Annotated in this window: 15 protein-coding genes; 7 read left to right on the forward strand and 8 right to left on the reverse strand. The window is 67.1% G+C overall.

The window, feature by feature from the left end; translation table 11 throughout:
• Positions 1-5: 5 nt before the first annotated feature.
• Genes rplT through infC form a run of 3 tightly spaced genes read right to left on the reverse strand, consistent with a single transcriptional unit; the run spans position 6 to position 1,279 of the window.
• Positions 6-395, reverse strand: a complete 390-nt coding sequence (gene rplT, locus ACZYW1_RS00140; protein ID WP_463782270.1) for a 50S ribosomal protein L20 — start codon at positions 393-395, stop codon at positions 6-8.
• Positions 396-447: 52 nt separating this feature from the next.
• Positions 448-642 carry a 50S ribosomal protein L35 gene (rpmI, locus tag ACZYW1_RS00145; protein ID WP_285189198.1) on the reverse strand — a complete coding sequence of 65 codons (195 nt, stop codon included), beginning with the start codon at positions 640-642 and terminating at the stop codon, positions 448-450.
• A 28-nt stretch (positions 643-670) separates the two neighbouring features.
• Entirely contained in the window at positions 671-1,279 is a 609-nt protein-coding gene (gene infC, locus ACZYW1_RS00150; RefSeq protein WP_463787609.1) for a translation initiation factor IF-3, read from the reverse strand.
• Between the two features lie 404 nt (positions 1,280-1,683).
• Here infC and lysX point away from each other — a divergent pair, with 404 nt between their 5' ends.
• From lysX to ACZYW1_RS00170, 4 genes are all read left to right on the forward strand, one after another.
• Positions 1,684-4,995 (forward strand): bifunctional lysylphosphatidylglycerol synthetase/lysine--tRNA ligase LysX, encoded by a 3,312-nt coding sequence (gene lysX / locus ACZYW1_RS00155; protein ID WP_463782272.1) that lies wholly within the window; start codon positions 1,684-1,686, stop codon positions 4,993-4,995.
• 75 nt (positions 4,996-5,070) lie between these two features.
• On the forward strand, positions 5,071-6,537 hold the full coding sequence (locus tag ACZYW1_RS00160; protein WP_463782274.1) for an alpha/beta hydrolase: 1,467 nt from the start codon (positions 5,071-5,073) through the stop codon (positions 6,535-6,537).
• Positions 6,534-6,956, forward strand: a complete 423-nt coding sequence (locus tag ACZYW1_RS00165) for a DUF6653 family protein (protein ID WP_463782275.1) — start codon at positions 6,534-6,536, stop codon at positions 6,954-6,956. Before ACZYW1_RS00160 ends, ACZYW1_RS00165 begins: the two co-directional genes overlap by 4 nt.
• A gap of 9 nt (positions 6,957-6,965) precedes the next feature.
• The gene (locus ACZYW1_RS00170) at positions 6,966-7,214 is read left to right on the forward strand and encodes a hypothetical protein (RefSeq protein ID WP_463782277.1); all 249 of its coding nucleotides are present in this window, start codon (positions 6,966-6,968) and stop codon (positions 7,212-7,214) included.
• Here the strand turns inward: ACZYW1_RS00170 and uvrA are convergent.
• Complete coding sequence (gene uvrA / locus ACZYW1_RS00175) at positions 7,211-10,129, reverse strand: excinuclease ABC subunit UvrA (protein ID WP_463782278.1); 2,919 nt, start codon at positions 10,127-10,129, stop codon at positions 7,211-7,213. The two genes, ACZYW1_RS00170 and uvrA, sit on opposite strands and share 4 nt — an antisense overlap.
• A gap of 102 nt (positions 10,130-10,231) precedes the next feature.
• Between uvrA and ACZYW1_RS00180 the strand changes: the two genes are divergently transcribed.
• Positions 10,232-10,909 carry an MBL fold metallo-hydrolase gene (locus ACZYW1_RS00180; protein ID WP_463782280.1) on the forward strand — a complete coding sequence of 226 codons (678 nt, stop codon included), beginning with the start codon at positions 10,232-10,234 and terminating at the stop codon, positions 10,907-10,909.
• A gap of 89 nt (positions 10,910-10,998) precedes the next feature.
• A complete protein-coding gene (locus ACZYW1_RS00185; protein ID WP_463782281.1) occupies positions 10,999-12,513 on the forward strand; it encodes an Hsp70 family protein in 1,515 nt (504 codons plus the stop codon).
• A gap of 6 nt (positions 12,514-12,519) precedes the next feature.
• Here ACZYW1_RS00185 and ACZYW1_RS00190 read toward each other — a convergent pair whose 3' ends face one another.
• Positions 12,520-12,960 carry a universal stress protein gene (locus tag ACZYW1_RS00190; protein WP_463782282.1) on the reverse strand — a complete coding sequence of 147 codons (441 nt, stop codon included), beginning with the start codon at positions 12,958-12,960 and terminating at the stop codon, positions 12,520-12,522.
• Positions 12,961-13,263: 303 nt separating this feature from the next.
• On the opposite strand from ACZYW1_RS00190, the gene ACZYW1_RS00195 reads away from it, so the two are divergent.
• Complete coding sequence (locus tag ACZYW1_RS00195; RefSeq protein ID WP_463782284.1) at positions 13,264-14,826, forward strand: glycosyltransferase family 39 protein; 1,563 nt, start codon at positions 13,264-13,266, stop codon at positions 14,824-14,826.
• An 11-nt stretch (positions 14,827-14,837) separates the two neighbouring features.
• On the opposite strand, the gene ACZYW1_RS00200 is transcribed toward ACZYW1_RS00195, so the two are convergent.
• From ACZYW1_RS00200 to ACZYW1_RS00210, 3 genes are read right to left on the reverse strand one after another with little or no spacing between them, the layout of a single operon-like run.
• Complete coding sequence (locus ACZYW1_RS00200) at positions 14,838-16,229, reverse strand: MFS transporter (RefSeq protein WP_463782285.1); 1,392 nt, start codon at positions 16,227-16,229, stop codon at positions 14,838-14,840.
• Positions 16,226-18,394, reverse strand: a complete 2,169-nt coding sequence (gene uvrB, locus ACZYW1_RS00205; RefSeq protein WP_463782287.1) for an excinuclease ABC subunit UvrB — start codon at positions 18,392-18,394, stop codon at positions 16,226-16,228. The genes ACZYW1_RS00200 and uvrB overlap by 4 nt, the downstream gene beginning before the upstream one ends.
• Positions 18,395-18,433: 39 nt before the next feature.
• The gene (locus ACZYW1_RS00210; RefSeq protein WP_463782289.1) at positions 18,434-20,482 is read right to left on the reverse strand and encodes a serine/threonine-protein kinase; all 2,049 of its coding nucleotides are present in this window, start codon (positions 20,480-20,482) and stop codon (positions 18,434-18,436) included.
• Positions 20,483-20,698: the final 216 nt, after the last annotated feature.

Here is a 20,698-nt window from a genome sequence, read left to right on the forward strand (position 1 = left end):
CGCGGTTAGGCGGCCTCTCCGGACGGTGCGTTGACGTCCTCCGGCAACGCCTTGCGCGCAACGGCGACCAGCGCGGTGAACGCCGCGGCGTCACTGACGGCGATCTCGGCGAGGTTCTTGCGGTCGACCTCGACACCGGCGGCCTTGAGGCCCTGGATCAGCCGGTTGTAGGTGATGTCGTTGGCGCGGGCCGCGGCGTTGATCCGGGAGATCCACAGCTTGCGGAACTCGCCCTTGCGCGCACGGCGGTCGCGGTAGGCGTAGGTCAGCGAATGTAGCTGCTGCTCTTTGGCTTTGCGGTAGAGCCGGGACCGCTGACCGCGATAGCCCTTGGAAGCCTTCAGGATGGTGCGGCGCTTCTTCTGGGCGTTGACCGCCCGCTTCACGCGTGCCATGGGGGTGTTCCTATCTGGTTGGGAAGTGGTTGTTCCGGCGCTGTGCTGCCGGTCAGCCGTTCAGCATCTTGTTGACCCGCTTGGTGTCGTTCGCCGACACGGCGGTGCGTCCGTCCAGACGTCGCGTCCGCTTGGTCGGCTTGTGCTCGAGCAGGTGGCGACGGCCGGCTTTCTCACGCACGATCTTCCCGGTGCCGGTGCGCCGGAATCGCTTTGACGCGCCGCTGTGGGTCTTGGCCTTGGGCATCTGTTCTCGGTCCTCTGTCTTGGTTGGGTCAGTTGGGCGACGGTTCGGGGTCGCCGCTCGGTGCCGGTTTGGCGGCAGGTCCGGAGGGGCCGGCGGCGTCTTCGGCCGCCCGGGCGCGGGTCTTGGCGCCGCGGTGCGGTGCCAGCACCATCGTCATGTTGCGGCCGTCCTGCTTGGCCGAGGTCTCGACGAATCCGTAGTCGGCGACGTCGGCGCCGAGGCGCTGCAGCAGTCGGTAACCGAGCTCGGGTCGCGACTGCTCGCGTCCGCGGAACATGATGGTCACCTTGACTTTTGCTCCTGCCTCCAGGAACCGGACGACGTGACCGCGCTTGGTCGCATAGTCGTGGTCGTCGATCTTGGGCCGCAATTTCTGTTCTTTGACGACGGTCTGCTGCTGGTTCTTGCGAGACTCCCGCGCTTTCTGCGCCGCCTCGTATTTGAACTTGCCGTAGTCCATGATCTTGCAGACCGGCGGCCTGGCATCCGGGGCAACTTCGACAAGGTCGAGGTCGGCATCCGCGGCGACGCGAAGGGCGTCTTCGATACGCACGATGCCTACCTGCTCCCCTCCTGGGCCGATGAGTCGGACTTCAGGTACGCGGATGCGTTCGTTGACGCGGGTCTCAGTGCTGATGGGGCCTCCCTTATTGATCTTCTCGTCAATTGCCACCGCCACCTGCGCAAGAGCCAGCGATTGGGATGCCACGCCATCAGCAAAAAAGCCCTGCATAAGCAGGGCCCGGTGCCGACCGATCACAGCCTCGAAGGCTGCCTGCGCAACTGCAGGAGCCGACACAGTCGATGTGCCGGTGACCGGACCGCTGAGCCTTTTCGGCCAACGGTGGGAGTGGGACTCCACTTGCTGTCTCTGGCTCAGCCGGAGACGGTCGCGCAGGCGAGTCTACCAGTCACAAGGGCATCTGCCGACACGTCGCTGCAGCACCGGCCGCCACGAACCGTGGCTAACGCCGACACGGCCGATTTCCTGCCAGCCAGATCATAGGCATTCCATAGCGATACCGAATATCCTCGCGGTCTGTGACCCTCATTGCCTCCCGCCCACGGAGCGACTCGAGCTCCCGCCTTCGCTGGGTGCCCGCGGCCGCTGGCTGGACGGTGGGTGTCATCGCCACGTTGTCGCTGATAGCGAGCGTGTCGCCGGCGATCCGGTGGGCCATCCGGGTGCCGCGCGAATTCATCAACGACTACGTCTTCAACTTCCCCGACACCAGCTTCGCCTGGTCGTTCGTCATGGCACTGCTGGCTGCTGCGCTGACCGCGCGCAAACGCATTGCATGGTGGGTGCTGCAGCTCAACCTGTTGCTGGCCGCCGGGCTGAACGTGGCCGGCCTGGCCGATCACCCCAGCCCGGCCAAGAGCTTCGGCGAGACACTGGGCCTCGGCCTGCACCTTGCCGCGGTGGTGGTGGCGACGTTGGCCTACCGAGAGTTCTGGGCCAAGGTCCGCCAAGGTGCGCTGTACAAGGCCGCCGGGGTGCTCGTGACCGGCTGGGCGATCGGCATCGGGTTGTCCTGGGCGTTGGTGGAGACGTTCCCCCGGACGCTGGCCCCCGACGACCGGCTGCTCTACGTGGTGAACCGGGTGGTCGGATTCGGAGTCGTCGAGTCCGCGCAATTCACCGGCCGGCCGCCGGTTCTGCTCAACGCGCTTTTCGGGTTGTTCAGCGCGATGGCGCTGATCGCCGCGGCGATCGTGCTGTTCCAATCGCAGCGCGCCGAAAATGCGCTGACCGGTGAGGACGAGTCGGCGATCCGTGGCCTGGTGGAACTGTGGGGCAAGAACGACTCCCTGGGTTACTTCGCCACCCGCCGCGACAAGTCGGTGATCTTCGCGCCGAGCGGTCGCGCCGCCATCACCTACCGCGTCGAGGTCGGTGTCTGCCTGGCCAGCGGGGACCCGATCGGAGATCCGCGGGCGTGGCCACAGGCCATCGACGCCTGGCTGGCGCTGTGCCAGCGTTACGGCTGGGCGCCGGGCAACATGGGCGCCAGCTCGGCTGGGGCGAAGGCATTTCGGGAGGCGGGCCTCAACGCCCTGGAGCTCGGCGACGAGGCGATCCTGCAGACCTCCGAGTTCAAGCTCTCCGGACGGGACATGCGCGGCGTTCGCCAAGCGGTGACGCGAGCACGCCGCGCCGGGCTGACGGTGCGCGTCCGCCGGCACTACGACATCGATCCGGCGGAAATGGCCGAGGTGACCGAGCGCGCGGACGCGTGGCGGGACACCGACAACGAGCGCGGATTCTCGATGGCATTGGGTCGGCTCGGTGACCCGGCCGACGGCGACTGCCTTCTGGTCGAGGCCATCGGCACCGACGACACGGTGGTTGCGATGCTGTCCCTGGTGCCGTGGGGTCGCAACGGTGTCTCGCTGGACCTGATGCGCCGGTCGCCACAGTCTCCGAACGGAACGATCGAACTCATGGTGAGCGAGCTTGCGCTGCACGCCGAGCGCATCGGCATTACGCGAATCTCGCTGAATTTCGCCATGTTCCGGTCCGCATTCGAACAGGGCGCTCAACTCGGCGCCGGCCCGGTGGCACGGCTGTGGCGCGGTTTCCTGTTGTTCTTCTCGCGGTGGTGGCAGCTGGAGACGCTGTACCGCTCGAACATGAAGTACCAGCCCGACTGGGTACCGCGATACGCCTGCTACGAAGACGCGCGGATGGTTCCGCGGGTAGGCGTCGCGTCGGTGATCGCGGAGGGCTTCCTGGTGCTGCCCTTCACCCGACGCGACGAGCAGCACACCGGCCACCACTCAGCGGTACCGCCGACGTTGCTGGCGACCGGCCTGCTGCACGGCGACGGCTCGGCGCCGGACGTGGCGGCGTTGCAGGAGGCTGACTTCAGCGACCCGGATGAACGCGGTCGCCGACTGCCGGAGCAGATGCGCGTCCGGTTGTCCAAGCTGAAGGCGTTGCAGGACAGCGGTATTGACGCCTACCCGGTCGGCCAACCGCCCAGTCACACCGTTGCGCAGGCACTGGAGACCGATGACGGGACCGACGTCTCGGTGGCCGGCCGGGTGCTGCGTATCCGCGACTTCGGCGGCGTGCTGTTCGCCCAGCTGCGCGACTGGTCGGCCGAAGTGCAACTGCTGCTGGAGAATTCGGTCCTCGAGCACGGTCGCGCCGCCGATTTCACCAAGGCCATCGACCTCGGCGATCTGGTCGAGGTAACCGGTCGGATCGGATTCAGCAAGACCGGCACCCAATCGCTGATCGTGCGCCGCTGGCGATTGATCGGAAAGTGCCTGCGACCGCTGCCGAACAAATGGAAGGGGCTGACCGATCCCGAAGCGCGGGTGCGCAGCCGCTACGTCGACCTCGCGGTCAACGCCGACTCGCGAGAGTTGATCGCAGCCCGCAGCAATGTCCTGCGCTCGATCAGAGACACCTTGAACAGCAAAGGGTTTCTGGAGGTCGAGACCCCTATCCTGCAGCAGGTTCACGGTGGCGCCACGGCCCGCCCGTTCATGACCCACATCAACAGCTACGACCTCGATCTGTACCTGCGAATCGCGCCCGAGCTCTACCTCAAGCGGTTGTGCGTCGGCGGGATGGAGCGAGTCTTCGAACTGGGCCGCGCGTTCCGCAACGAGGGTGTCGACTTCAGCCACAACCCCGAGTTCACGCTGCTCGAGGCCTATCAGGCGCATGCCGATTACAAGCACTGGATCGACGGCAGCCGGGAGTTGATCCAGAACGCCGCGCAGGCCGCCAACGGAGCTCAGGTGGTGCTGCGGCCAGGATCCGGCGACGTGCTGGAAGAGGTTGACATCTCCGGTGTTTGGCCGGTGAAGACCGTTCACGACGCAGTCTCCGAGGCGCTGGGTGAACACGTCGACGCCGGCACCGAGCTGAGCACCCTGCGACGGCTCTGCGACGCGGTGCAGATTCCGTATCTGGCACGCTGGGACGCCGGCGCAGTGGTGCTCGAACTGTACGAGCACCTGGTCGAGGCCCGTACCGAGCAGCCGACGTTCTACATCGATTTCCCCCTGTCGGTCTCGCCGCTGACCCGACCGCATCGCAGCCAACCTGGCGTCGCCGAGCGCTGGGACCTGGTCGCGTGGGGCGTCGAATTGGGCACCGCCTACAGCGAACTCACCGATCCCGTCGAGCAGCGCCGTCGCCTCGAAGAACAATCCTTCCTGGCCGCCGGCGGTGACCCCGAAGCGATGGAGCTCGACGAGGACTTCCTGCAGGCGATGGAATACGCGATGCCACCGACCGGTGGCCTCGGCATGGGTGTCGACCGCGTCGTCATGCTGATCACCGGACGAAGCATCCGCGAGACCCTGCCCTTCCCGTTGGCCAAGCCGCGCTAGCCAACTCCGCGTCGCACGACACGCGCGGCACCGAATCGGCAAAACTCGTGCTCAAAGCACGCATCACGGACGACAATGGACCGCGTGACGGGTTCAGCGGCGAACCTCCCCATTGCGGTGCTGGCTGACAACCACACCTCGTTGATGCACGGGTGGGTACCTGCGGTGACCCAGGCCGTGGCCGCCGCACTGCTCGTGATGGCAGTCGGGCGACGATCGCGCCGGTGGCGGGTGACGTCGCTACCGTCGTCGGCGTTGCTGGGCGCCGCGCTGGCCGCGGTGTCGCACTGGTACATCGAGAACCGGGGGCTGGCCGATGATCCGGCACCCCGTCTGCTGTGGTGGTGGATCGCTGGAACCGGCGCCGCCGCCGTCCTCGTGATCGTGGGCTGGCGTACCGCCCGCTGGTGGCGGCGCAGCGCCGCCCTGTTGGCCGTGCCGCTCTGCGCGCTCAGCGCAGCACTCACACTCAACCTCTGGGTCGGCTACTTCCCCACCGTGCAGACGGCGTGGGATCAATTGACCGAGGGGCCACTTCCCCACCAGACCGACGCCGCCGGTCTCGCCGCAATGGCCGCCGCGGGACTACGGCCCGCCCACGGCATCGTGCTCTCGGTAACGATTCCCGACCAGGCGTCGCACTTCAAGCACCGCGGCGAAGTCGTCTATCTGCCGCCGGCCTGGTTCGCCAGCAGTCCGCCGCAACCGCTGCCGGCGGTCATGATGATCGGCGGCGAATTCAACACGCCCGCCGACTGGTTGCGGGCAGGCAACGCCGCCAAGACCATCGACGACCTGGCCGCGACCCATGACGGCAATGCGCCGGTGTTCGTCTTCGTGGACTCCGGCGGCGCCTTCAACAACGACACCGAATGCGTCAACGGCATTCGCGGCAACGCAGCCGATCACTTGACCAAAGATGTTATCCCATATGTTGTTTCGCGGTTCGGCGTCAGTAATCGAGCGGCCAATTGGGGCGTCGTCGGCTGGTCGATGGGTGGGACCTGTGCGCTCGATTTGACCGTCATGCACCCGGAGCTGTTCAGCTCGTTCGTCGACATCGGCGGCAACCTGGGCCCCGAAACCGGAACCAAGGCGCAGACCATCGCTCGGCTCTTCGGCGGCAACTCTGACGCCTGGGCGTCGTTCGACCCGTCCACCGTAATCACCAAACACGGTCAATATCAGCGTGTTTCGGGCTGGTTCGATGTCTCGTCGAGCGCACCGACCAAGCATCACCGCGGCATCTCGGTCACCGAGGCCGGTGACACCACGCTGGCCGGCGGCGAGGGGGTCAATCCTGGTGACCAGACGGCGGCAGCGGAGGCGTTGTGCGCCCTCGGCCGCGCCAACGGCATCGACTGCACGATCGTCGCTCAGCCGGGCCGGCACGACTGGCCTTTCGCCAGTACCGCTTTCGTCGCGGCGCTGCCTTGGCTGGCGGGCCGGTTGGAAACGCCCGGTGTGCTCCGGATCCCGTCGCCGTCGGCGTGGCCGCCCACCGCGGGCCCGAGTCCGCACGCCGAACCGATCGGTCGTTGACCGCGACGACGATCGCGCGGATACGCCGCGCGATATTCTCCCGCCACGCCCACCCGTGGAGTGCCTGGAGCCGCTGGGCGACCACGCCTGCGGTGCTGGTGCCGGTGTGGACGCGGCGACGCGACCACGCGCTGGCGGTCGTTGCCTGGTTCGCGCTCAACCCGGTGATCTTCCCGAAGGTCGGCGATCAACGGTCATGGGCGACCCGCGCGATGCTCGGTGAGGAACTCTGGATCACCCGCCGGCCGAAGGACGCCGCGGCAGCGCTGAGCGTGCTGACGTCGGTGGTCGCCGTCGGCGCTCTGGTCGCGGCGCGCCACCATCGGGCCGTCCCGGCAGCGGCCGCGACCACCGCCCAGATGGCCCTGACGCTGGTGTATTGGCAGCAGATGGTCCGTTATCTGGAACGTCACGGGTAGCGTGGCAGGGTGCCCGACGAGCCCGATCCATCTGCCCCGGAGCCTGACGCCGATACCGGCTACACCAGCGCCGGGGTGCCGACATTCGACTCGGTCCGAGACAAGATCGAGTCTCGCTACGAAACGTCCATCGGCGCACACGAATTGGACTCCGAAACACCGGAGGGCCGCGACGTCGAGGAGCAATACGAAGAGCGCCGGCGCGCGGCCGCCGATCGCTTGGCGCAGATCCGCGAGTCGATGCGTGACGACCGTTAGGCGCTGACCTTGCGGCGCTTGGTGGTTCGGCGGGTGGCGCCGGCCTTGGGCTTGCTGGTGTCGGCGAGAACCTCGGCGAGGAACTTGCCGGTGTAACTCTCCGGAACGGCGACGACATCTTCGGGTGTGCCTTCGGCGACCACCGTCCCCCCGCCGGCACCCCCCTCGGGTCCCATGTCGATGATCCAGTCCGAAGTCTTGATCACATCCAGGTTGTGCTCGATCACGATCACCGTATTGCCCTTGTCCACAAGGCCGTTGATGACATCGAGCAATTTGCGGATGTCCTCGAAATGCAGACCGGTGGTCGGTTCGTCGAGGATGTACACCGTGCGACCCGTGGAGCGCTTCTGCAATTCCGACGCGAGTTTCACCCGCTGCGCCTCACCGCCGGACAGCGTGGGCGCCGACTGACCCAACCGCACGTAGCCGAGGCCGACGTCGACCAAAGTCCGCAGGTAACGGTGAATCCCGGTGATCGGCTGGAAGAAATCCGCGGCTTCCTCGATCGACATGTCGAGCACCTCGGAGATCGTCTTGCCCTTGTAGTGCACCTCCAACGTCTCACGGTTGTAGCGAGCGCCGTTGCAGACCTCACAGGGCACGTACACGTCCGGCAGGAAGTTCATCTCGATCTTGATCGTGCCGTCACCGGTGCAGGCCTCGCAGCGGCCGCCTTTCACGTTGAACGAGAACCGGCCCGGTTGATAACCGCGCACTTTGGCCTCGGTGGTCGCCGCGAACAGGGTGCGGATCTTGTCGAAGACCCCGGTGTAGGTGGCCGGGTTGGACCGCGGGGTACGCCCGATCGGCGACTGGTCGACCCGCACCAGCTTGTCGACGTGGTCCAGGCCGGTGACGCGGGTATGCCGGCCCGGGACATGGCGGGCGCCGTTGAGCCGGTTCGCCAGGACCGCGGCCAGGATGTCGTTGACCAGCGTCGACTTGCCGGAACCCGAGACTCCCGTCACCGAGGTCAGCACGCCGAGCGGGAACGCCACGTCGATGCCGCGCAGGTTGTGTTCGTTGGCGCCGACGACGGTGAGGTTTCGCTTCTTGTCCACCGGACGCCGAATGCTGGGCGCCGCAATGCTTTCCTTGCCGGACAGGAAGGCACCGGTGATCGAGTCTTTGTTCGTCAGCAGGTCGGCGTAGGTGCCGCTGTGCACGATGTGCCCGCCGTGCTCCCCTGCCCCGGGGCCGATGTCGACCACCCAGTCGGCGTGCGCGATGGTGTCCTCGTCGTGCTCGACGACGATCAGCGTGTTGCCCAGATTCCGCAGCCGCGTGAGAGTTTCGATCAGCCGGCGGTTGTCGCGCTGATGCAGCCCGATGGACGGCTCGTCGAGCACGTAGAGCACCCCGACCAGACCGGAGCCGATCTGGGTGGCCAGCCGGATCCGCTGCGCTTCACCTCCGGACAACGTGCCGGCCGCCCGTGACAGCGACAGGTACTCCAGCCCGACATCGAGCAGAAAGCCGAGCCGCGACTGAATTTCCTTGAGTACCTGGCCGGCGATCGCCTGTTCGCGGGTGCCCAGCGTGAGCCCGTTCAGGAAGTCCGCACAGTCGTTGATCGACAGCTCACAGACTTCGGCGATCGACTTGGCGCCGTGCGCGCCAGCGGTCAGGCTGACCGCCAGGATTTCGGGCTTGAGCCGCGTTCCGTCGCACTCCGGGCACGGGACGTCGCGCATGAATCCCTCGTAGCGCTCCTTCATCGTCTCCGACTCGGTCTGGTCCAGCTTGCGCTCCAGGAACGCCAGCACACCCTCGAAGTCGGCGTAATAGGAGCGGGTCCGGCCATAGCGGTTGCGGTAGCGGACGTGCACCTGCTCGTCGCAGCCCTCCAGAATCGCCTTGCGCGCCTTGGCCGGAAGCTTGCGCCACGGTGTGTCGACATCGAAGCCCATCGCTTCACCGAGGCTGGCCAGCATCCGGGTGAAGTACTCCGCGGTGTGCCCCATCGACCACGGCGCCACCGCGCCCTCCGCGAGCGTGCGGTCCGGGTCGGGGACCACCAGTTCGGGGTCGACCTCTTTGCGGATGCCCAGACCGACGCACTCCGGGCAGGCGCCGTAGGGCGAGTTGAACGAGAACGACCGCGGCTCCAGGTCGTCGACGGCCAGGGCGTGGCCATTGGGGCAAGCCAGCTTCTCGGAGAACCGCTGCTCGCGGTTGTGGGCGTCGTGCTCGTGGTCGACGAATTCCAGCACCACGATGCCGTCCGCCAGGTTGAGCGCAGTCTCCACCGAATCGGTGAGCCGCTGCTTGGCGCTGGCCTTGACGGTGAGGCGGTCCACCACCACCTCGATGTCGTGTTTCTCCTGCTTCTTCAGCTTGGGCGGATCGGTCAGCGGGTGCACGACGCCGTCGACCCGGACGCGGCTGTAGCCCTGCGCATTCAGCTTCTCGAAGAGGTCGGCGAATTCGCCTTTCCGGGTCCGAACCACCGGGGCCAGCACCTGGAACCGGGTGCCCTCGGGCATCACCAGCACCTGGTCAACGATCTGCTGCGGAGTCTGACGGGCGATCCGCTCACCGCAGACCGGGCAGTGCGGCGTACCGGCGCGGGCGTAGAGCAGACGCAGATAGTCGTACACCTCGGTGATGGTCCCGACCGTCGACCGAGGGTTGCGGTTGGTCGACTTCTGGTCGATGGACACCGCCGGCGACAGACCCTCGATGAAGTCGACGTCCGGTTTGTCCATCTGGCCGAGGAACTGGCGGGCGTAGGCCGACAGCGACTCGACATAGCGCCGCTGCCCTTCGGCAAAGATGGTGTCGAACGCCAGCGAGGACTTTCCCGAGCCTGAAAGCCCGGTGAAGACGATCAACGCGTCGCGCGGCAAATCAAGATCGACACCGCGCAAGTTGTGCTCGCGCGCACCTTTCACGATGAGGCGATCAGCCACGCAATCCCTTTCCGAGCGATTTCCGGGCGCTGCCCAGACACGTCGTTCCCATGCTATGTGCCCGCACCGACAAGCAATCGTCGACCAGTACCGTGGACTGGTATGACCGCCCTGGACGACAACTACACCGGCCACGTCGAATCGGGTAGCGCGACCCGACGAACCCTGCCTGGCGTGTCGATCGTCAAGACGTCGGTGGGCCCCATGGACAACAACGCCTACCTGGTCACATGTTCCGCGACCGGTGAGACCCTGCTGATCGATGCCGCCAACGACGCGGACGATCTGGTCGAATTGGTGCGCGCGCACGCGCCGAAGGTGTCGCTGATCGTCACCAGCCATCAACATTTCGACCACTGGCAGGCGCTGGAGGCGGTGGCCGGAGCCACCGGCGCGCCGACGGCCGCGCACGAGATCGACGCCGAGCCGCTGCCGGTGACACCCGACCGCCTGCTGACCGGAGGCGACACCATTGCGATCGGCGAGTTGACCTTCGAGGTCATCCATCTGCGCGGGCACACGCCGGGGTCGGTGGCGCTCGCGCTCGACGGTGCGGCCACCGGCGGAGTCACCCAGTTGTTCACCGGGGACTGTCTGTTTCCGGGTGGCGTCGGCAAGACCTGGCAGCCCGGCGATTTCGAGCAGCTGATCTCCGACGTCACCACCCGGGTGTTCGACCGGTTCGACGACGACACGGTCGTCTACCCCGGTCACGGCGACGACACCACACTCGGTGCCGAGCGGCCACACCTGGCGGAGTGGCGCGAGCGCGGCTGGTGATCCGCCCATGCTGCCCGCGGGGCCTCGGCGGGGCAACTCGGTCGGTGAATAGCGGTCGCGAAACACGCTGCTGCGCCTACGCTTAGCCGATGAGGCTGGGGATCGACTTCGGCACCACACACACCGTGGTTGCGATCGTCGATCGGGGCAATTATCCGGTGGTGTCGTTCGACGGAGTCGACTCGTGGCCGTCGCTGATCGCGGCCGATGACGCCGGTGAGTTGCGCTACGGGCCGGACGCCGCCGCCGTGCGCCACGACCCGGGCTGGTCGGTGCTGCGATCGTTCAAACGGCTGCTCAACGATGCCGGGCCGGCGACCACCGTGGAGCTGGCCGGGCGGTCGCACCGGCTGACCGACCTGTTCGCCGGCTTCCTCACCCGGTTGAAAAGCGATCTGCAGACCCGCTCCAACGCGGAGTTGCCGCCCGGCGAGCCGATCGAGGTTGCCATCAGCGTGCCGGCCAACGCGTCGAGCTCGCAGCGCTTCCTGACGTTGGATGCGTTCGCGCAGGCGGGTTTCGAGGTGGTCGCCCTGCTCAACGAGCCGTCGGCGGCAGGCTTCGAATACGCCCACCGGTACCGCTCGACGATCACCGCCAAGCGCGAGTACGTGCTGATCTACGACCTCGGCGGCGGAACCTTCGACGCGTCCCTGCTGAAGATGACCGGACGGCTCAACGAGGTGGTTGTCAGTGAAGGCATTCAGCGCCTCGGCGGTGACGACTTCGACGAGGCAATCCTCACGCTGGTCCGCGGTGGGGCCGGTCTGCGCACGCTGCCCGCGGGTGTCCGTGCCCAGCTCCTGGAGGAGTGCGCTGCCCGCAAAGAAGCGATCGGACCCAACACCCGGCGATTCCTCGTCGATCTGAGTGCGGTGGGCAAACCGCCGTTCGCCTGCCCTGTCGACGACGTGTATCAGGCCTGTACCCCGCTGGTGGACAAGACGATTGCCGCGCTTCCTCGCGTGCTGAACAACCGCGGCGGCGTCGAGGTCGACAGGTCCGAGATTGCCGGCGTCTATGTCGTGGGCGGCGCCGGCAGCTTTCCGTTGATCGCCCGGTCGCTGCGCAACGCGTTCGACGACAAGCGTGTCAAACGTTCGTTGCACCCGTTTGCCGCAACGGCGATCGGTCTGGCGGCTTTCCTGGATCAGGAAGCCGGATTCGCCTTGTCGGAACGCCTTTCACGCCATTTCGGGGTGTTCCGCGAGGCGCGCGCCGGGCAAGACGTCTACTTCGACCCAATTGTGCCCAAGGGAGCCGAACTGCCCACTGCCGGCCAGCCCCCGTTCGTGGTCACCCGCAATTACCGTGCGGCGCACAACATCGGACACTTTCGCTTCGTGGAATGCAGCCGACTGCGCGACGGCCGACCCGACGGTGACGTCACCCCGTACGACCCGGTGTATTTCCCGTTCGACCCGGACCTCGACGACGACCGGGATCTGCCGCGACGTCCGGTTCACCGCCGCGACGGCGGCCCGGAGGTCGAGGAGCGGTATGTCGTCACCTCCGGCGGAGCCGTCGAGGTCACCCTCTCCACCCGCCCGGACCGGCTCAGCCGCACCTTCCGGTTGGAGCGCCGAGACCTCGCCAGCGCCTGAACAGGCTTACGAGGTGTGCACGATCAGGACGTCGACCTTGGCGCGCCTCGAGACGTTGGCGGGCACCGAGCCGAGCAGTCGGCCGGCGATCGTGCTGAGCCCGACGTTGCCGACGACGAGCAGATCGGCGCCCACCTCTTCGGCCAGACCGACCAGTGCGTCGACCGGGGCGCCGACCACGGACCGTTCCTCGACATTCGCGGCCCCGGCAGCGGCGGCGCGGTCCTTGGCCTCGCGCAGGATCGCGTAGATCGGGGCGCTGCCCGACACCTTGTAGCTCTCGTCCTTCAGAGCGTCCGCCGCCCGTGAGTCCTCGTTCTGGGGTAGATAGGCCGTCGCCACGATCAGCTTCGCGTCGGCCCCGGCGATGCTTCCTGCCTTTTCCACCGCGCGCAGCGACGAGTCCGAGCCGTCGGTTCCTACCACCACGGTCCGATAGGCGGTCATTTACCCTCCCAGGTGTCGGTTGCTACGCAGACAGTAACGGTTCGCCGCATGCAGATGGTCGTATTGAAACACGCCGATTTGGTTGGCAATTCTGCGCTCCGCGCATTGTGTGGCGCTCATCCGCGCCCGATATTCGACGCGCACCCGCGGACGGTGTTGAATTCCATTGATTGGCAGGGTGTTTCGGTGTCGACGCCGTTCGGCAGCGAAGCAGCTGTTTCTGGGTATTTCGACAAAAGTAGGGCGTGAGCAGGGAGTACGGGTAAGCAGGTTCACCGGTGTGGCTTTAAAGTGACACACATCATGGTTGCCACCACAGCTCAGGAGCCGAGCACCGCGCTCGTATCCGACGAGCCGCCTCCCCGGCAGCCGGGCAGGCTATTCGACCCGCTTGTCGTCGCGGTATTGGCGGCACTGGTCGGCGTTGTCGCGGCGAGTCGCCCTTCGCTGTGGTTCGACGAAAGCGCGACGATCTCAGCCTCCGCCAACCGTTCGCTGTCCGAGCTGTGGCGGCTGTTGAGCCACATCGACGCGGTGCACGGCCTGTTCTATCTGGTGATGCACGGCTGGTTCTGCGTGTTCCCGCCGACCGAGTTCTGGTCGAGGGTGCCCAGCGCTATCGCCGTGGGCATCGCGGCGGCCGGGGTCGTGGTGTTCGGCAAGCAGTTCCTGCCGCGAACCACCGCGGTGTGCGCGGGCGTGGTGTTCGCGATCTTGCCGCGGGTGACGTGGGCTGCGGTCGAAGCACGCTCGTACGCGTTGACGGCGGCCGCTGCGGTCTGGCTGACCGTTTTACTGGTCACCGCGATCCGCCGGCACCGACCGCGGCTGTGGGTGCTGTATTCGCTCGCGCTGATGGTGTCGGTTCTGCTCAACGTCTACCTCATCCTGCTGGTGCCGGCCTACGCCGTGGTCACGCCGTTGCTGCGGCGCGAACGATCCGTGGTGGCGTGGTGGGCAGCCACGTCGGCGGTGGCGGTGGGCGCCGTGACGCCATTCCTGCTGTTCGCCCACGGCCAGAGCTTTCAGGTCGCGTGGATACATTCGCTGAATTGGCACAACGTGCTCGACGTCGTGCTGCATCAGTATTTCGACAACAGCGTGCCGTTCGCGATCCTGGCCGGGCTGATTCTCGCCGGCGCGCTGGCTGTTCGGCTCGCCGGTCGACGGCGACCCGCCGATGACACCCGCCGGATGCTGATCGTCTGCGCGGCCTGGATGTTGGTGCCGACCGTCATCAGCCTGGTGTATTCGGCGGTCAGTGATCCGTTCTACTACCCGCGCTATCTGTTCTTCACCACACCGGCGATGGCGGTCGTGCTGGCGATCGGCATCGTGGCCGTTGCGCGCCGGCCACGATGGATCGCCGTGGCACTCGTTGCGCTCACCGTGGCCGCGGCCCCGAATTTTCTTCTGTCGCAACGGCAGCGCTATGCGAAGGAGGGCTGGGACTACAGCGACGTCGCCGACCTGATGACGGCGCAGGCGGCGCCCGGCGACTGCCTGCTCGTCGACAACACGGTGGGCTGGCTGCCGGGACCGGTCCGCGCGCTACCGGCCGCCCGGCCCGACGCCTTCCGTCCACTGATCGACATCGGCCGCGCCGTCCCGGCGCCCAAGCGAGAGACGTTGTGGGACGGCCACATTGCGGTCTGGCTGATCGTCGGCAAGCTGTACAAGTGCACGACGTTGTGGACGATCACCACCCACGACACCAGGCTGCCGAGCCACCAGGCCGGGAAATCGCTACCTCCGGGCAGGATCCTGACCCGCGCACCTGCCTACCTGGTGCCGCAGAACGTGGGATTCCACATCGTCGAACGGTGGCAGTTTCATCGCACGCAGGTAATCAAGTCGATCCGCTGACCACCGCGCGCCTAACGCAGGCCCTGGACAGCGCGACGGGCGGCCAGGGCGCCCAGCACACCGACCACCGCAAACACCGCGAACAGTGCTCGGGCGGCATTCACCAGGCCACCGTGCACGCTGTTGACGACCACACCGGCGAGCCCCGAACCGAATGCCCCGGCGATCATCTCGACCGTGTTGATCGCCGCGCCGGCGGCGGCGCCCTCCTGCTCGTCGACGCACTGCATCGCCCATGCCGACAAATGCGGCCAGCCCGCGCCGAGCCCGACCCCGGTGACCGTCAGCGCCACCGCCCAGATGGCGACCAGCCCTCGCGACGCATTGTCGACCTGTGTGACGGCAGCCAGGGTCAGGCCGAGCGTGATCACCAGCGGCGCGGCCACCACGACACGGTTGATGGTGGTCGCGCTCTTCAGCGACGCGCTGAAGATCTCGCTGACCGCCCAGCCGATCGCGAGTGCCGCACCCAGGAATCCGGCCACCACGGGAGCCAGGTGAGCCAACCGCTGGCCGAACAACGGAACGTACATGTCGACCATCGCCGAGATCATCAGCACCGACAGCGCCAGGTAAATCCACTTCAGCGGCCCGGGGCCAAACATGCTCGGCGGCAGCACTTTTACCGTCGAGCGGCGATCGACGAAAACGAAAGCGACGATCAGCAGCGCGCTCAGCACCAGCAACGCGGCGGTCAGCGCGATGCCGGTCGGCACCTGAGCGATGCTCACCGCCAGCGCCGCAGCGCTGAGCAGCAACACCGACCACACCGGCACCCGTAGCGCGGGGCGGGGCTGATCGGAACTGGTGTGGCCGGTCCGGAGCACCAGCGGGACGAGCAGTCCCATCGCCAGCGATAGCATCGCCATGACGCCGAATGCCCAACGCCACAAACCGAATTGGGCGAACAGTCCGCCGGCCGCCGGCCCCGCGACCGTGGCCACCCCCCACATCGCCGACACCAGTGCCGACGCCCTGGTCCACAACGCTCGCGGCAGGGTGGTCGTGATCAACGCGTAGCCCAATCCGGCCAGCAATCCCCCGGCCGCACCCTGGAGTGTGCGCCCGAGCAGCAGCACGGCCATGTCCGGGGCGGCGGTGCACACCACGCTGCCGAGGCCGAAGACGGTCAGTCCCAACAGAAACGACCACCGAGCCCCGACGCGCAGCAGCGTCGCATTGACCGTCGCCGCGGCCACCACCGATCCCAGCAGGTACAGCGTCGTCACCCACGCGTAGAGGCGTTGGCCTCCGATCTCGGCGATCGCGCTCGGCAGCAAGCTGACCGTCAGGAACTCGTTGGTCGCGTACAGCGCCACCCCGCCCGCCAGCAGAGTCGAGGTGCCGAGAAACTCAGCACCCAGCAGCGACCGCCAGCCGGCGTCGGCCCGCGTGTCGCTCACTTGAGTCCAGCGGCGTCCATCCCCCGCAGCTCTTTCTTCAAATCGGAGATTTCGTCGCGGAACCGGGCGGCGAGCTCGAACTGAAGGTCGCGCGCCGCGGTCATCATCTGCTCGGTGAGGTCTTTGATCAGGTCGGCCAGTTCCGCTCGAGGCATGTTCGCGGTGTCGCGCCCCTCGACGATGCCGGCGCTGACCGCCCGCCCCGGCTCACCCTGGGCCCGTCGGCCACGCGACGAGTTGCGGCCCGAGCCGCCGATCTGAACCGCCTCGGTGGCATCAGTATCCGCGGCCTCGCGGTACACCTGATCGAGAATGTCGGCGATCTTCTTGCGCAGCGGCTGCGGGTCGATGCCCCGCTCCTCGTTGTAGGCGACTTGCTTGGCTCGCCGGCGCTCGGTCTCGTCGATCGCCTCTTTCATCGAATCGGTGATCTTGTCGGCGTACATGTGGACCTCGCCGGACACGTTGCGGGCCGCGCGACCGATGGTCTGGATCAGGCTGCGCGACGACCGCAGGAAGCCCTCCTTGTCGGCGTCGAGGATCGCGACCAGTGACACTTCGGGCAGATCGAGGCCTTCACGCAGCAGGTTGATGCCGATCAGCACGTCGTACTCGCCCAGCCGCAGCTGACGCAGCAGCTCCACCCGCCGCAGGGTGTCGACTTCGGAGTGCAGGTAGCGCACCCGGATGCCGAGCTCTAGCAGATAGTCGGTGAGGTCCTCGGCCATCTTCTTGGTCAGGGTCGTGACCAAGATCCGCTCGTCGGCCTCGGCGCGCTTGCGGATTTCGCCGATCAGGTCGTCGATCTGGCCCTTGGTCGGCTTCACCACCACCTTGGGATCCACCAGACCGGTCGGGCGGATCACCTGCTCGACGAACTCACCGGCGGCCTGGCTCAGCTCATAGGGGCCCGGCGTCGCCGACAGGTACACCGTCTGCCCGATCCGGTCGGCGAACTCCTCCCAGGTCAGCGGCCGGTTATCACACGCCGACGGCAGCCGGAAGCCGAACTCGACCAGGTTGCGCTTGCGCGACATGTCGCCCTCGTACATGCCGCCGATCTGCGGCACGGTGACGTGCGACTCGTCGATCACCATCAGGAAGTCTTCGGGGAAGTAGTCGATCAGCGTCGCCGGCGGCGATCCGGGCCCGCGGTCGTCGATGTGCCGCGAATAGTTCTCGATGCCGGAGCAGAACCCGACCTGGCGCATCATCTCGACGTCGTAATTGGTCCGCATCCGCAGCCGCTGAGCCTCCAGCAGCTTGCCCTGACCCTCCAGTTCGGCGAGCCGTTCCTCGAGTTCCTGCTCGATGGTCGAGATCGCGTGGGCCATCCGTTCCGGTCCGGCCACGTAGTGCGTGGCCGGGAAGACTCGCAACGAATCGACCTGACGCACAACGTCGCCCGTCAACGGGTGCATGTAGTACAGCGCCTCGATCTCGTCGCCGAAGTACTCGATGCGCAGCGCGAGTTCCTCGTACGACGGGATGATCTCGACGGTGTCGCCGCGCACCCGGAAGGTGCCACGGGTGAACGACATGTCGTTGCGGGTGTACTGCACGTCGACCAGCAGGCGCAGCAGCCCGTCGCGCGGCACCTCGCTGCCCACCTTCAATTCGACCGACCGGTCGAGGTAGGACTGCGGCGTACCCAGACCGTAGATGCAGGACACCGAAGCGACCACGACCACGTCGCGACGGGACAACAGCGACGACGTCGCAGAGTGCCGAAGCCGCTCGACGTCGTCGTTGATCGAGCTGTCCTTCTCGATGTAGGTGTCGGTCTGTGCGATGTACGCCTCGGGCTGGTAGTAGTCGTAGTACGACACGAAGTACTCGACAGCGTTGTGCGGCAACATCTCTCGTAGCTCGTTGGCCAACTGTGCGGCCAGCGTCTTGTTGGGTGCCATCACCAGCGTCGGCCGCTGCAACCGCTCGATCAGCCACGCCGTGGTGGCCGACTTGCCGGTACCGGTGGCGCCCAGCAGCACGACATCGCGCTCGCCCGCGTTGATGCGGCGCTCCAGGTCGTCGATGGCGGCCGGCTGATCACCGGCCGGCGCGTAGGGACTGACCACTTCGAAGCGGCCGCCGGCGCGCACCATGTCTTCGACCGGGCGGTATTCGGAGTGCGCCAGCACGGGATGCTCGGTAGCGAACGCCATGCCACCAGGGTAGAGCCGTCCACCGACAAGCGGCGGCGGTCACCCGTGCTGGTTGCTCCACACCCGGGTACCGGGATCGCACTGGATCAGGTGCCCGTCTTCGGACTTCGACATGGTGAACACCGGTGTGTCGGTGCAGGAGGTGCCGACCGGATGCACGCCGCTGGTCGCCGGCGCCTTGTCCCAGACGTTGGTCTCACAGACCACTTGCTCGTTGGAGGTGGAGTCGTAGGCGACCCTGTCGATGTCGCTGCACGACCCGCCCAGCACGGGCGGCGACGGGGCGCCGAGCGGGGTGGCCGTCTGGTTGGCGGCCTCGGCCGGGTCGGCCACCGTCACGTCCGGCGGCACGTCGCCGGTGCGCGAAGCGACCACCGGGATCCGCAGCGTCGCTCCCTGTGCGCCGCATTCGTTGCTCTGTACGGCCTGGGTCTGGACTCCGCGCAGGGTGCCGTCGGGCTCCGGCGTCAACGTCCACACCACGGTCTCGGACTGCGTGACGACTGGAGCTCCTCGGGTCTTCTGGCACTGCACCTGCAACTGGCGCGGCTCGCTCTGCCAATGACCGTCGACGAAATGCAGTACCCCCGCGTTGCCGGTACCGGTGCTCTTCGCGTACGCGTGGCTGGCGTCGTCGAGCTTGGTGCCGGTCGACGCACATCCGGCGGCCGTGCACGCCGACGAAAACGCCCACCACGTGGTGTCGCCGCCGTTGGTCCGGATGACGCCGTTCGACGTCTGCTTGGCGCGGTCGTAGTCGAGCCGGTAGGTGCCGTTGAGCGGAGGCGCGGCGAGTGCCGATCCGGACGTCGACGTCTTGTTCACCCGCGGCGGCGATGCGTTGTTCAGCGGGGGCTGGTTGTCCCAGGAGAAGAACGAGATGGCCCACGTCACGGCCAGCGACAGCAGCGCGAGCACCATCGCCCCGGCGATGCCGGATCTCACGGTCAGCTTGCGTGCGCGCACCGCGGTGCGCGGGCGGCGGAGCGGTCGTCGCACCCGACCCTGGTCGCCGCACCCGGCGACCTGCTCGCTGAGGGCCGCGGCGAACTGCCGGCACCGGTCGTACCGGTCCGCGGGGTCCTTCGCCAGCGCGGCGAAGAACACTTCGTCCATGCCGGCCAGGTCGGGGCGGTAGTCGCTGAGCCGCGGCGGTGCGGCGTGCAGGTGCTGACTGATCACCGCGACCGGGTTGGAGTTCTGGAACGGCGGCACGCCGGCGAGCAGGTGAAACGCCGACGCCGCCAGCGCGTACTGATCGGCGCGGCCATCGATGTTCGACCCGACGAGCTGCTCGGGAGCCGCGTACGCGACGGTGCCGACCGCGACGTTGGTCTCGGTGATCCCACTGATGTCCGCGAGCTGCCGAGCAACACCGAAGTCCGCCAACAGGATTCGGCGATCGTCCTCTTCGGGGTGGGTCAGCAGGATGTTGGCGGGTTTGACGTCGCGGTGCAGCAGGCCCCGGGCATGGGCGTAGTCGAGCGCCCCCGCGACCGCGGTGACGATCGCGCAGACGTCCTGCTCGGCCATCCCGCCGCGGAACCGCTCCCGCATCAGCCGGGCGGCGTCGGTGCCCTCGACATAGTCCATCGCGATCCACAGGTGGCCGTCGAACTCACCGCGGTCGTGCACCGCGACGATGTGCGGGTGCCACAGCGTGGCGGCCAGATCGGCTTCGCGGTTGAACCTTTCGCGGAATTCAGCGTCGTTGGTGGTCCCTTCGCTCAAGATCTTGAGCGCGTCGCGGCGGGGCAGCCGGGGGTGCTTGGCGAGGTAGACGTCGGCCATTCCGCCCGACCCCAGCGGCCGCAGGATCGTGTAGCCGGCGAACGAGGTCGGTGTGGCCAGCGCGCCGTCCGACGGCTCACCGGTCACGGCGCGACGAGCCTTCACCGGCTCGCGGTCCGGACGCGAACCGATCAGCGGCACCCGGGTCAGCAGGCGGGTGATCGCCAGATCAGGAAGCGACGCGTAGCCGCGCTCGAGGAGGCTGCGGGAGCGCGGCGGTTCCGAAGGCTGCGGCGCCGGCACAGACGGCCCTGATTGGGCGTCCCAGCGCTGGGTGGCTCTGGTCGCCTCGTCCATCGACGTTCTCCCCCTCACTCCGCTCGCGTGGCGTTGGCCTCACCGCTCTCCGATCACCCGCCGGACTGAATTCGTGAATCAGTTGCGAGCCGGGCATTTTCACCACCCCCGGAGGCGCAGCCGAGCTCACAGAACTGACTCACCATCCACGATCATGCCTCCGGATGCGGTGCGCTCCTGCTGTGCCGATTATGAAACAGCTGTGAATCGAGATGC

The sequence above is a fragment of the Mycobacterium sp. IDUB_36 genome (assembly GCF_055419225.1).